Here is a 15,267-nt window from a genome sequence, read left to right on the forward strand (position 1 = left end):
AATTTATATGTTTGGACTGGGATGGCCAGAAATAGCTGTAATTAGCATAGTCGCTATTCTAATTTTCGGCCCAAAAAAAATTCCTGAACTGGGGACTGCACTGGGCAAAACCTTACGAGGTTTTAAGGAGGAGATGAAAACTCCCAGCGAGGAAACCAATCAGGAAGAAGAAAAGCAGTAATTAAAGTAGTCAGTAAGAGTCAGCGCACTGACTCTTACTGACTACAGCAAGGTATTGACAACAGAAGAAGGTGTGATTCCATTTTGGGAATCGATGACAGTTGTGCCAGCATTTTGTTGGTGTGTCTCTTCCTTCGCTAGACCACGCAGCTTAATTAATTTAATCGCCCGAGTAACACTTTCTGGCAAAATTACCACCAAACTGTTATCAGGAGCCATGTCTAAGCCTTTATTTATCGCTTGGGTTTCATCCAAAATCGATTCATAGCGGCTATCAGGCTTAACTTCGGTGATGCCTTGAATAATCAACTGGGCGGCTGATCCCCGTAGTCTTCCCCGTGTATCATCGTCTTCTTTGATGATGATGTAATCAAAAATTTGTGCTGCTAGCTTACCCAAAGTAACAAAATCTTCGTCGCGGCGATCGCCTGGCCCACCAATTACCCCAATCCGTTGTCCTGTAGTCCAGTTCCGCACAAAGGAACCTACAGCTTCATAACTGGCTGCGTTGTGGGCATAGTCTACCAAAGCGTGGTAGTTGCCTAAATTAAATAGATTCATCCGTCCCGGTGTTTGGCTAACTGAAGCCCGGAAGGTCTTCAAACCAGCACGAATCTGCTCAATTGTGACGTTTTGCACGAATGCTGCCAAACTTGCAGCTAAAGCGTTGGCAATCATAAACGGCGCACGTCCGCCCATTGTTAAAGGTATATTTTCTGCTCTTTCTATCCGGTGTGTCCAATCACCTTTAACAATTGACAAATAGCCATTTTCATACACTGCCGCTACTCCACCCTTTTGGATGTGTTTCCGCACTAATTCCGAGTCGGGGTTCATGGTGAAGTAAGCAATATTAGCCTTTGTTTTTTCTGACATAGCGGCGACGCGGCGATCGTCGGCATTAAGTACCGCATAGCCATCAGGGAATACGGCTTCCGCTACTACACTCTTGAGATTAGCTAACTGCTCAATGGTATCTATATCGCCTATTCCTAAGTGGTCTGAGGCTACATTCAATACCACACCTACATTTGCGGCTTCAAAGCCCAATCCAGAGCGGAGAATGCCACCGCGAGCCGTTTCCAGAACTGCTACTTCTACTGTGGGATCTTGGAGGATGACGTGGGCACTTTGGGGGCCGGTATTATCACCTGCCTCTACTAAGTAATCACCGATATATGTTCCATCTGTAGTCGTATAGCCTACTACTTTACCAGTCTGTTTATAAATATGTGCTAGTAGGCGGGTAGTGGTGGTTTTGCCATTAGTACCCGTGACGCTGAGGATGGGAATTTGGCTAGATTGCTCGTTAGGAAACAACATATCCATCACTGCACCGGCGACATTGCGGGGAATGCCGACACTTGGGGCAACGTGCATTCGGAAGCCGGGAGCGGCGTTAACTTCGACAATTACGCCATCAACTTCCCGCAAAGGACGGCTAATATCCGAGGTGACGATATCGAGTCCGGCAATATCCAAACCGATAATCTTGACTACCCGTTGTGCTAACCAAAGATTTTCGGGGTGAATTTCATCGGTACGGTCTACGGCACTACCACCTGTACTCAAGTTGGCTGTTGCTCTGAGATAACAAATAGTACCCTTGGGTGGCACGCTATTTAGGGTGTAACCTTGCCTTTCTAACAATTGGTAGCTAGTGCGGTCTAGTTCAATCTTGGTGAGGACGTTATCGTGTCCTTCACCGCGATTTGGGTCAAGGTTGGTTTCTTCGATGAGTTCGGAGATGGTGGATCTGCCGTTGCCGATAACATGAGCCGGAACCCGTTCGGCGACTGCGACAACTTTGCCATTTACCACTAATACTCTGTGGTCGCGTCCAACATAATATCTTTCGACAATAATTGACCGAGAAACCTGTCTGGCAGCTTCGTATCCGGCTTCAGCTTCTTCCCAAGTTCTGATATCAATGGTGATCCCACGTCCATGATTGCCATCTAGGGGCTTGATGACGATGGGATAGCCGCCCACGAATTCAATGGCTTGTTCTAAATCGTCTAAAAAGTTGATTACTGTACCTCTGGGTACTGGCGCACCAGCAGCAGCAAGGATGCGTTTAGTGGCTTCTTTATCGCAAGCTAATTCTACGCCCAGAATGCTTGTGTTATCGGTCATTGTGGCTTGCATTCGCTTCTGGTTGACGCCATAGCCTAGCTGAATCAAAAAGCGGGCTTCCAGCGACATCCAGGGAATACCTCTTTTTTCTGCTTCTTTGACGATCGCTTCTGTGGAGGGGCCTAGTGAAGCATCACGGGTGAAGTCTTTCAGGTCTTGGATATCTTGCTCTAGTTCTGCCTTAGGATAACGGCCTCGATCAACGATACTCTGGCATAGCCGTACTGCGGCTCGTCCAGCGTAGCGTCCCGCTTCCTCATTCAGGTACTCGATGACTACTTGATAAATTCCGGGTGTGGCAGTTTCGCGGGTGCGACCAAAGCCGACATGCATACCTGCTAATTCTTGGAGTTCTAGGGCTACGTGTTCCACGATATGACCCATCATAGTGCCTTCTTTGACTCGCATCAAAAAACCACCACGACAGCCAGGCGAACAATAGTGACCCTCCAGACTCGGCAGCGCCTCAACTAATCCTTCATAAAAGCCAGGGATTTCATTCGAGGGCGTCTCGCCAAGGGTTTCTAAATCGAGGCGCATGACGATCAGTTTGTGGCGTCGAATGCTCCAATAGTTTGGGCCGCGTAAGGTCTGGATCTTGAGGATTCTCATGGGAATAGGTAGATGGAGATTCGGAACCAAAATTCTAGTTTCTTACTGGAATTGACCGCTAAACTGTTCATGAAAAACAGTTTTTTCTTTTTACATGGTATTCTTATCATTTTTCTACGGTAAGAAATAATAAACGTGCGGCCAACCAATTTTGGATTTTAGATTGACATTTTAGATTGTAAAGATACTACTAGGGTACTTAACTCTCTGAATTTTAGATTGACGTGGAGCTAAACCGAGTCATTGAAGGTCTTTTAGATTGGTTTTGTCTACTTTCTGGTAGTATGTACCGAAAAGTTCTTTTAATCTAAAATCCAAAATCCAAAATCTAAAATTTGCGGTCAACTCAGTGTAACCTCAGATACTCTATACCGTCAGCTGGAAATTCGATGTACAGCAGGCAATACAGTCCGCTGGTACAAGTGGAAGCGATCGCCATAGCTGAGGATATGAAGACGTAAATTATGTACGGTTAATGGTTCATTAGCACCAACATGAGGTTCGTTAGTGTGGGTCAACTCAGTGGGATCAACAATGGTGACACTGCCTTTACCCATAACTTGTAACCAACCATCACGTTCAAACACAGCACAAGTATCTTCGTCAATGCCAATACCTAAGCGATCGGGATGAGCTGAGATCGCGCTAATCAATCGCCCCATCCGATTACGGTTGTGAAAGTGTTGGTCAACGATGACTTCAGGAATAAATCCCAAACCAGTTGCCATATCCACTAGGGAACGATTTGGCGTTTCTCCACTACCGCCGCCAGCAATCATGTGATGCCCCATCACCGCCGCTCCTGCACTGGTGCCTGCTAACGTCAGTTGCCCCGCCCTTACGCGCTGGCGAATAATTTCCATTGCTGGCGTATCTGCCAATACGCCACAAAGACGCAGCTGGTCTCCTCCTGTCAAAAATACCCCACTACAAGCTTCTAAGGATGCTTTAATCTGGGAGGCTTCACACTGTTCTCGTTCGCGGATGTCTAAAATCTCTACCTTCTGGGCACCCATTTCTTCAAAAATGCGAATATACCGACCACCGATGATGGCGGGTTCGCGAGAGGCAGATGGAATAATTGTAATATAAGCCTTACTAGCACCGGCGCGTCCAAAAAAAGTTCGTAGGATTTCGCGCCCATGAACTTTATCTTCTGCACCTCCGATAACCAGAACGGCGGTTTTAGTTGCTTGGGGTGTCCTCATTTCTAGCGATTTAGCTTGTAATTGCGGCATTTTGTTTCTCCTGTCAACAACTTCAGGTGAATTTAACAAGGTTCGGAAGCAGCCATGATTTTTGCGCTTTGCAACTTTAGAGAGGACACTTTTTGGAAGTTTGGAACTGGGCCAGCCACTCTCCAAATTTTCGCCTAACGCTCGCGTTGCCTCAGTCTAAACGTGTTTGTTCCCATTCCTCAAAGCCAGTGCCTTGTTTTTCACCTGTCCACTTGCAGCAGGGCAAAATAGTCTTTGGAGGCTAGATTCCCCCTTTAGGATTGGGGACAAGCATTTAAGACTACGCTTTTTTCTGAGGCCGGCTTGATGCATCCTGGAAGTTGTTAACTTGATATGATTATTAATTTAAATGTAGTTGTGACAACATTTAAACATAAATTAAGTAATTAGAAAAACTTTTGATCCCATCTAAAATCCAAGAGGTCTGGTAGTTTTAGATACTATTGATAAAGTTTAACTGGAGTTTAACCCGACCTTGGCTTGCTGGTGTTTGCTAGACATTCAAATTTAAGATTAGTGTCCTCGAATACGAATAACTGTGCGCTTTGATATAGTTACGCTTTTTCCTGACTGTTTTAACTCTGTTCTCAATTCTGGGCTGCTGGGTAAAGCCTTAGCCAAACAGATTGCCGAAGTGCATCTGGTTAATCCACGGGACTTTACCACTGACAAGCACCGAAAAGTAGATGATGAACCATACGGCGGCGGTGTTGGGATGCTAATGAAGCCAGAACCTCTTTTTACCGCTGTGGAGTCGCTGCCGATTCTACCCCGAAGAGAAGTAATTTTGATGAGTCCACAAGGTCAAACAATTAATCAACCTCTTTTGAAAGAATTGGTGACAAATTATGACCAGCTAGTAGTAATTTGCGGGCATTACGAAGGAGTGGATGAGAGGGTGCTACATTTGGTAACTCGTGAGGTATCTTTAGGCGATTTTATTCTGACTGGTGGAGAAATTCCAGCAATGGCTTTGATTAATGGCGTCGTGCGACTAATACCTGGAACTGTAGCCAAAACGGAGTCTCTCACCGCAGAAAGTTTTGAAGAAGGGTTATTAGACTATCCCCAATATACTCGTCCTGCAAATTTTCGCGGCTTGAAAGTGCCTGATGTCCTACTCAGTGGGAATCACGCAGCGATCGCCCGATGGCGTTACGAACAACAAATTCAAAGAACCCGCGATCGCCGCCCCGATCTTTTGGAGAAATTGAAGCAGGGGAAGCAGGGGAGCAGGGGGGCAGTGGAGCAGGGAGAGAATAATAATTTCTAACTCTTGACTAATGATCAATGACTAATGACTAATAACTAATGACTAAAATTCGTATTGGTAACGGCTACGATATTCATCAACTGGTGAGCGATCGCGCTTTGATTTTAGGTGGAATTCAAATTCCCCATGAACTGGGTTTATTGGGGCATAGTGACGCTGATGTACTGACACACGCGATTATGGATGCCATGCTTGGGGCATTATCCTTAGGGGATATTGGTCATTATTTTCCGCCTAGTGATCCTCAATGGGCGGGAGCAGATAGTTTAATACTATTAACTCAAGTAAATCAACTAATTCGCGATCGAGGCTGGCAGGTGGGGAATGTTGACTCGGTAGTAGTAGCAGAACGTCCAAAATTAAAACCGCATATTCACAATATGCGTGACAAACTAGCGGCGGTTTTAGAATTAGAACCAAATCAAATTGGCATCAAAGCTACCACTAACGAAAAATTAGGCCCCGTTGGACGTGAAGAAGGTATATGTGCTTATGCTGTTGTCTTGCTAGTTGCTTCAGAGTAACTTTTGTTTTAGCCTCTGATAAAGATATTGAAGACTGATTAGATGGAAATAAATGGGAAATTATGAAATTTTTTAGGAAAATATTTCTGGCAATTAAATATTTTTGGTTGCCAATAATTTTTACTTCAGCGATAGCACTTACAGTTACCGCCTGCAACCCAGCTAACTTTAAAAGTTCAGCTGCTCAAATACCGCAACTGGTAACTGCTATTCTCAGCGATCCTAAAACCTTTAACTACCCTCTGAGTCAAGAGTTTCCTAATGTTTTTTCTCTAATTTACGAGGGGTTAATCACCCAAAACCCAATAACTGCGAAAGTTGAGCCGGCATTAGCAGAATCCTGGCAAATTTCTGATGATAAATTAAAGATTGTTTTTACCATACGGCAAGGGTTGAAATGGTCTGATGGTCAGCCACTAACAGTAGATGATGTGGTATTTACTTACAATGATATTTACTTAAATGAAGCAATTCCTACTGATGTTAGAGACGCGCTACGGATTGGTAAAAGTCGGAAACTGCCCACTGTGCGAAAAGTGGATGAACGCCGGGTTGAGTTTAGCGTACCGGAACCTTTTAGACCTTTCCTACTGAGTACAGGTTCACCAATTTTGCCCGCCCACATCTTGCAACAATCGGTCAAAACGAAAGACCAAGATGGGAAACCAACCTTTTTGACAAAATGGGGCGTTGATACTCCTCCCGACCAAATTATTGTCAACGGCCCTTACAAAATAGATCGCTACGACACGAGTCAGCGTGTGGTCTTTCGGCGCAACCCCTACTACTGGCGCAAGGATGCTCAAGGCAATTCTCAGCCTTATATTGAACGGGTAATTTGGCAAATTGTAGAGTCAACAGATACCTCGTTACTGCAATTTCGTTCTGGTGGATTAGATACTGTCGGAGTGTCCCCAGATTACTTTTCTTTGCTAAAAGTGCAAGAAAAGCAGGGTAATTTCACCATTTATAATGGTGGGCCAACATCTAGTACATCGTTTGTTTGGTTCAATCTCAACAAAGGTAAAAGGGACGGAAAACCATTAGTAGATCCAGTTAAATCTCGGTGGTTCAATAATGTGCAATTTCGGCAAGCTATAGCTTATGCAATTGACCGCCAAACGATGATTAATAATACGTTTCGCGGCTTAGGTGTAGCACAAAATTCACCCATTTCTGTGCAAAGCCCCTATTATCTTTCTGCTAAAGAAGGGTTAAAAGTTTACGATTACAATGTGCAAAAAGCTAAGGATTTACTCCTAAAAGCAGGATTTAAGTACAACAACAATCAGTTAGTAGATGCTCAGGGAAATCGTGTCCGTTTTTCTTTGCTTACCAATGCTGGAAATAAAATCCGTGAGGCAATGGGATCGCAGATTAAACAAGACTTGAGCAAAATCGGCATTCAAGTTGATTTTACTCCGTTGGCATGGAATACTTTTACTGATAAAGTTTCTAACTCCTTGGATTGGGAAGCTTCTTTGATGGGTTTGACTGGTGGATTAGAACCGAATGACGGTGCTAATGTCTGGGCACCTGAAGGCGGATTACACATGTTTAATCAGAAACCCCAAGCAGGACAAAAGCCGATTCAGGGTTGGGAAGTTGCTCCTTGGGAAGCAGAAATAGCGAATCTTTATATTCAAGCTGCAAGAGAATTGGACGAAGCTAAAGTTAAAGCAATTTATGCTGAAACACAGCGAATTACCCAGGAAAATTTACCTTTTATTTACTTGGTTAATGCTTATTCAATGTCAGCGGTACGTAATCGTTTTGAAGGTATTAAATTCTCTGCTCTTAGCGGTGCATTCTGGAATATTGAACAAATTAAAGTAACAGAAGATTAGGCATTGGGCATTGAGCAAAACAGTTCCCTTAGCGATAGTGGGGCGTTTAGCCAGTTCTGAGTAAAGAAGTGAGACCAATTTGAAAAATGATTGCGACAGATGGAAAACTGAAACACTTATCCAATGGATGTTTCACAATCCAAAATCTAAAATCTAAAATCCAAAATGGTATGAGATTCCTTACTCAGCACTCCTAAAGGGCATAGGGAATTAGTTATTAGACGACTGATAAATCACAAAAGGCAAAAGACAAAGGGCTAATTACCAATGACTGATGAAAAAACTTTGCGATCGCTACTCGTTGCGGTTGCTAATGGTAAAGTTACCCCAGATACGGCATTAGACTCACTCAAAGACTTGACTTATGAATCCGTGGGTGAGTTTGCTAAAATTGACCACCATCGCCAGCTAAGAACTGGTTTCCCTGAGGTGATTTGGGGCCCTGGTAAGACTCCCGAACAAATTGCTCAAATTATGGAGGTGATGCGTCTCCGTAATTCGGTGGTGATGGCGACTCGGATTGAACCAGCAGTTTATACCGCATTAGAATCAAAAGTTAGCGGTTTGCGATATTACCAATCGGCGCGAATTTGTGCGATCGCTCCTCCTACCATCGAACCACAATTCGGGGGTGAAATTGGTATTCTTTCTGCTGGTACTGCTGATTTACCCGTTGCGGAAGAAGCCGCTGTCACCGCTGAACTTTCAGGTTTTTGCGTCCAGCGTCTTTGGGATGTTGGCGTTGCTGGGATTCACCGTTTATTAAGTAACCGCCACCTGATTGAGTCAGCATCAGTGTTAATTGTCGTGGCGGGGATGGAAGGCGCTTTACCCAGCGTTGTCGCTGGTTTAGCGAGTTGTCCTGTGATTGCTGTACCCACCAGCATCGGTTATGGCGCAAGTTTTGGTGGTTTAGCGCCTTTGTTGACAATGCTCAACTCTTGTGCTGCGGGAGTAGGCGTAGTAAATATCGATAATGGTTTTGGTGCAGCAGTTTTGGCGGGGCAGATTTTGCGGACTGCCGAGAAATTGCGGTTGGCATCGGCTACATCTTGAGTTAAGACATTGAAGTTATATCCAATATTTCAGTAAATATCAGTACTTTATGTAAAAAATTTACTGATGCTGAAATTTGCCACCTTTACTTCTTAAGCATCAAATATGAGCCAGAACATCGATTTGATATCTCAGCTATTTTGGCATTTGCCTGTCAATTTTACAGCACTAGCACAAACAATCACTGATCCAAACGTTTTGGATCAGATGCAAAAAGCTTGGAGCCACTTTATACAAACAGGTCAAGTGTGGGCATTGTTGATTGGTTTATTCATTGGCTATATCATTCGGAATCTAACTAGCTACGGTTAAAGTAATTTTGGATTTTGGATTTTAGATTTTAGATTAATCCAAAATCCAAAATCTAAAATCCAAAATTGATGCCCCTTCCTGATAATTTATGACCACAAAAGAAACTTGGAGCCAGCGGTTTGAATCAGCATTACATCCAGCGATCGCTCGTTTTAATGCCAGTATAGGTTTTGATATTGAATTAATCGAATATGACCTGACTGGTTCTCAAGCCCATGCCCAAATGCTCGCTCACACGGGCATTATCTCCCCAGAAGAAGGAGAGCAACTGGTTGCCGGTTTAGAACAAATTCGCCAAGAGTACCGCCAGGGGAAATTTCAGCCTGGTGTCGATGCTGAAGATGTACATTTTGCAGTTGAACGCCGACTGACAGAAATTGTCGGCGATGTGGGGAAAAAGCTGCATACGGCGCGATCGCGTAATGACCAAGTTGGTACCGACACTAGACTCTATCTCCGCGACCAAATCCAACAAATCAAAAGCAATTTGCGAGAATTTCAAGGTGTTTTACTAGATATAGCCGAAAAGCACGTTGAAACCCTAATTCCTGGCTATACTCATTTACAACGCGCCCAACCTGTGAGTTTAGCTCATCACCTCTTGGCATACTTTCAAATGGCACAGCGCGACTGGGAACGTCTGGGTGACGTTTCTCGCCGTGTGAATATCTCACCCTTGGGGTGTGGCGCTTTAGCGGGAACTACTTTCCCTATCGATCGCCACTACACAGCAAAACTATTGAATTTTGATGATATTTATGCTAATAGCCTCGATGGAGTGAGCGATCGCGATTTTGCGATCGAATTCTTGTGTGCTGCTAGCTTGATTATGGTTCACCTCAGCCGCCTTGCAGAAGAAGTCATTCTTTGGTCATCGGAAGAATTTCGCTTTGTTACCCTCAAAGATAGCTGTGCTACAGGTTCCAGTATTATGCCCCAAAAGAAAAACCCTGATGTTCCAGAATTGGTGCGGGGGAAAACGGGGCGTGTATTTGGTCATCTCCAGGCAATGTTAGTGATTATGAAGGGGCTACCCTTGGCATATAACAAAGACCTACAAGAAGATAAAGAAGGTTTATTTGATAGCGTTAAGACAGTCAAAGCCTCTCTAGAAGCAATGACGATTTTGCTGAGAGAAGGTTTGGAATTTCGTACTGAGCGGTTAGCATCAGCTGTGGCGGAAGATTTTTCTAATGCTACCGATGTAGCAGATTATCTGGCAGCACGGGGCGTTCCTTTCCGGGAAGCTTATAACCTAGTGGGCAAAGTCGTAAAAACTAGTATTGCCGCAGGCAAACTCCTTAAAGATTTGACATTGGAAGAGTGGCAACAACTACATCCGGCATTTGCAGCAGATATTTATGAGGCGATATCCCCCCGTCAGGTTGTGGCAGCCCGCAATAGTTACGGCGGTACTGGCTTTGTACAGGTAAGCAAAGCACTTATAGCCGCCCGCGCTCAAATTGATCAATAGAGGGAGGGAGTAGGGAGTAATAATTTTAGATTTTAGATTTTGGATTTTGGATTAAATTTCAATCTAAAATCCAAAATCCAAAATCCAAAATTGAATTGCCCAATGCCCAATAATAAATAAGGGCGTACAAATAAATGTACGCCCTAAAAATTAAATAACCGAAACAATAAGGATTCAGGCAGGCAGCTTATTCAGTGTCAGCTGCTGCTGCGCCTTCTTCTTCCTCACTCTTTGGTGGTCTTTGTTGGAACCTTCTCTGCATTCTTCCTGTCGTAGTTCGTTTACGAAACTTTCTGGCATACGCCTGGTTACGTAGCGCCTTTTCTTTTTTCGGGTTACGGCGCTTGGCCATGTTCACCTCATTAATAAACAACAAAAAAGTAGCAACTAGGCATCACGTAGGCAATATTAGCTACCAATGTTATTGATATACTTGTAGCCTAGTGCAGCAATAAATACGCTTTAAACAGTGTACTAGTCTACCGCATACAACCTTGTTCTGTCAATAACAATTCTAAATTATCCCTGCCAGGTAGACGAAAAATACCTTTTCTTAGATTCTAATCTATTAAATAGATTGTAAATTAGCTAACTACTTATTGTTATTGAAACAAACCAATCTTATCAGGAAAGAATTCAGATTATTTTTTGAATGTGTGCTGAAAAACTATTAGTAATAGCTAGTTTCAGCAGCACGAATGCTAACGATAAACTGAAAATTTTCCTAATTTAAAAAATATTATGTATATATAAATACAGTGCTTCTCTTGAAACTTGATGTTAGAATTAATAATATTCTACGTAAATCGTGAGAATAAAATCTCAACCCACAAACATTTTTGTATAAAACAAAACTCAGCCAAAATTTTATTAGTTGAGTGTATGTAAGTGGTAGGGAAATATAGAATACAACACAAAAAATTTGAAGATTGAACGTTATTGCTTTTTTTCCGGCAGCAGTAGAGTCCACACGTAGCTTGTGGCGTATTGGACAAACAGTACTGGGTATAATATTTCGTCACCCCATTACTGGCACTAGCATCATCCCAATTTTACCTGATGGTCGAATAGTACTGATCCGGCGGCGTGACGATGGTCTTTGGGCATTGCCTGGAGGAATGGTAGATTGGGGAGAAGATATTCCCAATACAGTCCGCCGGGAATTGATGGAGGAAACTGGGCTAGACTTAGTGAAAATTAACCGTTTGGTAGGGGTTTACTCTGCACCAGACCGCGATCCCAGAATCCATTCAATTTGTATTGTGGTTGAAGCCGAGGTGCATGGGACAATGGAAATTAAGGATACTTTGGAAGTTATGGAAATCCAAGCTTTCTCCCTCAGTTTCCTACCTTCAGGACAGATGTCTCACGACCATACTCGGCAGTTACAAGACTACTTGAAGGGCTTGACAACATTGGCATAATAATATTTTGTCATTAGTCATTAGTCCTTTGTCACTTGCCGCCAAAGTTACGATCTAAGGAAACATCTCTTTTCTACAAGAGGCTGCGCGAACGGCTCAAACTTCTCTCTTTGTAATTTGTCCAAAACTAATAACCAATGACTAATGACTAATGACTATTTATTATGGTGCTAAAAGTTAACTACTAAATTAAAATGGATACATTATTCCGTAACTCCCGGAGAAAGCTTTCTCAAGGGCTAATATTCTGGCGTGAAGTCGGTGAAAAAACTCCTATAATTTTTTTACATGGTGCTTGGAATGAAAGCAGTCAATGGTTATCTGTGATGGAGTCTCTTGCACAAGATTTTCATTGTTTTGCACCTGATTTATTAGGGTTTGGTGAATCAGAGAATCCGAATATCCACCATTCGATAGATTTACAAGTTGAGTGTTTAGCTGAGTTTTTGCAAGCTGTCAAGCTAGAAAAAGTATATTTAGTGGGGCATTCTCTTGGGGGTTGGATTGCTGCTAGCTATGCTTTAAAGTATCCAGAAAAAGTTGATGGTTTAGTATTGTTAGCACCAGAGGGTGTAGAGATAGCAGGACAAGAACAACATTGCCGGAAGATGCGGCGATTATTGAATTATCCAACACTAATAGTTAAATTGTTGCGATCGCTAATTCCCTTGACTAAAGTTCTGGGTTGGCATGACAAAATTGCCCAGGATTTGCAATTACGTCAGGAATTGTCACGTTTCCCCATAGCTTGTCAGTTACTTTTCAAACGACGACAAGTAGAAATTGAGGCGGAATTAGTGCAAAAGCGGCTTTATATGATAGATGCCCCAGTTTTTATTTTACAAGGTGGCCAAGATACACCAGATGCTTTAGCCAAAAGTCGTGTTTATGCCCAACTGATGCCGAAAGTAGAGTTGAAAATGATTGCCCATGCCGGAAATGATTTACCAGAATCTTCTGCTGGAGTTGTGGCGATCGAGATTCGGGAGTTTATTAAAGAGAATTGGGGATAGGTATTGGTGATTGGATAATGCAAATTACGTATTATTTTATACTTGCTTTGCAAGAATTAAGCTACATAGAATAAATCTAAAATCCAAAATCTAAAATTAAATGGCTTTTCCCTGACTTGATTGCTGAGTCAATCTAAAATTCAAAATTGTTTGACTCACCTTTAGCACAGTCTCTCCTATAAACCGTTGCCGATTAAAAAGAATGGTGCCCAATAATAGGGGTGACTGAGATTATTCACTACCTTGGGTGATAGGTTGTTACGTGTAGATTGGAGAATTGCCCTATCTTGTTGGGAACCGATCAATTTGAATTCACCTGTAATCATAATTGCCTGTGCCTGACGTAATGCTTCAGCTTTGCTAATATTGCCTTGATGCAGTAAGGCGTAGAAGGTGTTCATCAAGATTTGCGTACCACCATCACTAACTGACCATAAAGATGCGATTGTAGCTCTTGCACCTGCATTTTGCATCTGATAGCCAAAGCCTAGAATTTCCTCTCCATTACCATTATTTATACCGCCTATCCCCGTCTGACAAGCACTCAACACCACTAAATCCACGTTTCTGAGTAGCAATGTTTGAATATCAGGCATAGTAATTATATCGCCATCACCCAATAAAATAAATGAGTCTTCTGGCTTACCAATGGCAAAAAAAGCATGAGTTGCCAAATGAATAAATGAGTAATTTGTCAAAGAGTATATGGTTTCTTTTTTGTTGAATTGCTCATCAATTAATTTTTTAGTTGTAGGTATCATTGCAGCTAGGTTTTCTACTTCGCTACCAGCAAAAGGCAAACTGTAAAAATCTACATTATTTACAATGTGACGGTTAGTTGTAGCTCCTGCTAAAATTTGCAGTGAAGGTAAGGGTTGAATATTGAGTTTTGTCAAACTACGCGCAGTAATATAGTTAGTGTTAAATCGTTCTGCTAACCATTGCTTGCCGTCATATAATGCTGCTAGCGGTATGTAACGTAACTGCCCATCTGGAGCATAAATAATTGTTTTGGCTTTAGCAGCAGCTAATCCTGGTTCTATCGGTTTAATGAGCCATCCATATAGTTTTTTAGCTGGAATTTTTACATTTGAGTTGCGGTTTTTGAGAGCCTCAACAAAATCTGTGATTGTCTGTGTGATAACTTGCTTTTTCACATAGATCGTACTACGAGTCGGAGGTGTATAGGGTGTAACTACAACCACTTCTAGGCGATTTTCTAAAATTAAAGGATAGAGCAATACAGCATTTTCTCCGTTTCGATTTAGCCCTTGTAAATCCTCTGAGAAAGTTCTAAGTCCATCTAAGTCTAAAGTTTGATTGCGGATGTTTGGGTTAATTTGTTCTAAATAACCAATAACTTCTGGACTTTTGATAAAATTTAGAAATTCTTTAATAATTTCTGATACCTTGTTTTCTAGTTCTCTAATTTGTTCTATTTTATCTGGTGTTCGTTTATCAACTGAAGTTTTTTTAAGTTCTTCAAGTTTTCTACCTAAGATAATTTGTTGAGTCAAAATATCATTAAAACCACGATTAATTTGCTGTTCTTGTGGTAACACATCAACTCCTCTACCTGTGATGTCGTTACCTCTGACATTATGCAGGTAATCATCTATTTCTTGGACTTTTAACAAGTCTAAAACTTGTAGTGCTTCTAGAATTCTATCTTGTTGTAGTAGTAAGTCTGCAAGGCTGCGATAAGTATCAGCAATAGTGTTTGTATAAGATTTCTGTTGTTCTTTTGGTAGGGGACGTAAATCTTTACGAATGGACTCAGTTACATTAACTGATTGCTTATAAAATAAGATGGCTAATTGTGGTTGCTTTTTTTTTACTAGCACATCTCCAATGTTACTCAATGTGATTCTTTCACCAGGGCGATCGCCAATATCTTTACGAATAGCTAATGCTTGCTGATATAATGTCAATGCTTGTGGTAATTTGCCTTGATTTTTGTATACTGTGCCAATACTATCAAGGGTATTTCCTTCAATTCGGCGATCGCCTGATAGTTGCACAATCCTCAAAGCTTCTTCAAGGTACTTTAATGCTTGAGAATATTGACCTAATTTTTGGTAAGTAAGTAGCTAGGCACAATTAAATATAAGACGCTCAAGGGCATATTCACCCTTTACGCTTCTGGCTTCCATGCCATCAATAATTGCCATAGCCAAA

General features: G+C 42.2%; 13 protein-coding genes and 1 pseudogene. 9 read left to right on the top strand and 5 right to left on the bottom strand.

Going from position 1 to position 15,267, the window contains the following annotated elements:
- The first annotated feature begins 7 nt into the window (after positions 1-7).
- Entirely contained in the window at positions 8-181 is a 174-nt protein-coding gene (tatA, locus tag V7L07_RS15505) for a twin-arginine translocase TatA/TatE family subunit (RefSeq protein ID WP_094348761.1), read from the top strand.
- A 41-nt stretch (positions 182-222) separates the two neighbouring features.
- On the opposite strand, the gene cphA is transcribed toward tatA, so the two are convergent.
- Both cphA and V7L07_RS15515 read right to left on the bottom strand, forming a co-directional pair.
- The gene (gene cphA / locus V7L07_RS15510; RefSeq protein ID WP_335059234.1) at positions 223-2,928 is read right to left on the bottom strand and encodes a cyanophycin synthetase; all 2,706 of its coding nucleotides are present in this window, start codon (positions 2,926-2,928) and stop codon (positions 223-225) included.
- 374 nt (positions 2,929-3,302) lie between these two features.
- Positions 3,303-4,166 (bottom strand): cyanophycinase, encoded by an 864-nt coding sequence (locus tag V7L07_RS15515; protein ID WP_179068376.1) that lies wholly within the window; start codon positions 4,164-4,166, stop codon positions 3,303-3,305.
- Between the two features lie 538 nt (positions 4,167-4,704).
- Between V7L07_RS15515 and trmD the strand changes: the two genes are divergently transcribed.
- The 6 genes from trmD (at position 4,705) to argH (ending at position 10,652) form a co-directional block, all read left to right on the top strand.
- Positions 4,705-5,439, top strand: a complete 735-nt coding sequence (trmD, locus tag V7L07_RS15520) for a tRNA (guanosine(37)-N1)-methyltransferase TrmD (protein WP_335059236.1) — start codon at positions 4,705-4,707, stop codon at positions 5,437-5,439.
- Between the two features lie 38 nt (positions 5,440-5,477).
- A complete protein-coding gene (gene ispF, locus V7L07_RS15525) occupies positions 5,478-5,963 on the top strand; it encodes a 2-C-methyl-D-erythritol 2,4-cyclodiphosphate synthase (RefSeq protein ID WP_335059238.1) in 486 nt (161 codons plus the stop codon).
- 62 nt (positions 5,964-6,025) lie between these two features.
- Entirely contained in the window at positions 6,026-7,810 is a 1,785-nt protein-coding gene (locus V7L07_RS15530; RefSeq protein WP_335059240.1) for an ABC transporter substrate-binding protein, read from the top strand.
- Between the two features lie 267 nt (positions 7,811-8,077).
- Positions 8,078-8,866: a nickel pincer cofactor biosynthesis protein LarB gene (gene larB / locus V7L07_RS15535; protein WP_335059242.1), complete on the top strand. Its 789-nt coding sequence runs from the start codon at positions 8,078-8,080 to the stop codon at positions 8,864-8,866.
- Positions 8,867-8,971: 105 nt separating this feature from the next.
- A complete protein-coding gene (locus tag V7L07_RS15540; protein ID WP_335059244.1) occupies positions 8,972-9,178 on the top strand; it encodes a hypothetical protein in 207 nt (68 codons plus the stop codon).
- An 88-nt stretch (positions 9,179-9,266) separates the two neighbouring features.
- Complete coding sequence (gene argH / locus V7L07_RS15545; RefSeq protein WP_334766215.1) at positions 9,267-10,652, top strand: argininosuccinate lyase; 1,386 nt, start codon at positions 9,267-9,269, stop codon at positions 10,650-10,652.
- Between the two features lie 187 nt (positions 10,653-10,839).
- On the opposite strand, the gene V7L07_RS15550 is transcribed toward argH, so the two are convergent.
- The gene (locus tag V7L07_RS15550) at positions 10,840-11,004 is read right to left on the bottom strand and encodes a hypothetical protein (RefSeq protein ID WP_167407613.1); all 165 of its coding nucleotides are present in this window, start codon (positions 11,002-11,004) and stop codon (positions 10,840-10,842) included.
- A 577-nt stretch (positions 11,005-11,581) separates the two neighbouring features.
- Between V7L07_RS15550 and V7L07_RS15555 the strand changes: the two genes are divergently transcribed.
- Positions 11,582-12,076 carry an NUDIX hydrolase gene (locus tag V7L07_RS15555; protein ID WP_335059246.1) on the top strand — a complete coding sequence of 165 codons (495 nt, stop codon included), beginning with the start codon at positions 11,582-11,584 and terminating at the stop codon, positions 12,074-12,076.
- A 194-nt stretch (positions 12,077-12,270) separates the two neighbouring features.
- Positions 12,271-13,089 carry an alpha/beta fold hydrolase gene (locus tag V7L07_RS15560; protein ID WP_335059247.1) on the top strand — a complete coding sequence of 273 codons (819 nt, stop codon included), beginning with the start codon at positions 12,271-12,273 and terminating at the stop codon, positions 13,087-13,089.
- A 176-nt stretch (positions 13,090-13,265) separates the two neighbouring features.
- Here V7L07_RS15560 and V7L07_RS15565 read toward each other — a convergent pair whose 3' ends face one another.
- Together V7L07_RS15565 and V7L07_RS15570 are read right to left on the bottom strand one after the other, a co-directional pair.
- The gene (locus tag V7L07_RS15565) at positions 13,266-14,651 is read right to left on the bottom strand and encodes a CHAT domain-containing protein (protein WP_335059256.1); all 1,386 of its coding nucleotides are present in this window, start codon (positions 14,649-14,651) and stop codon (positions 13,266-13,268) included.
- A gap of 225 nt (positions 14,652-14,876) precedes the next feature.
- Positions 14,877-15,170, bottom strand: a pseudogene (locus tag V7L07_RS15570) (tetratricopeptide repeat protein); the annotation flags it as partial.
- Positions 15,171-15,267: the final 97 nt, after the last annotated feature.

This window comes from Nostoc sp., assembly GCF_036916985.1.
In the GTDB taxonomy this organism is placed as follows: Bacteria; Cyanobacteriota; Cyanobacteriia; order Cyanobacteriales; family Nostocaceae; genus Nostoc.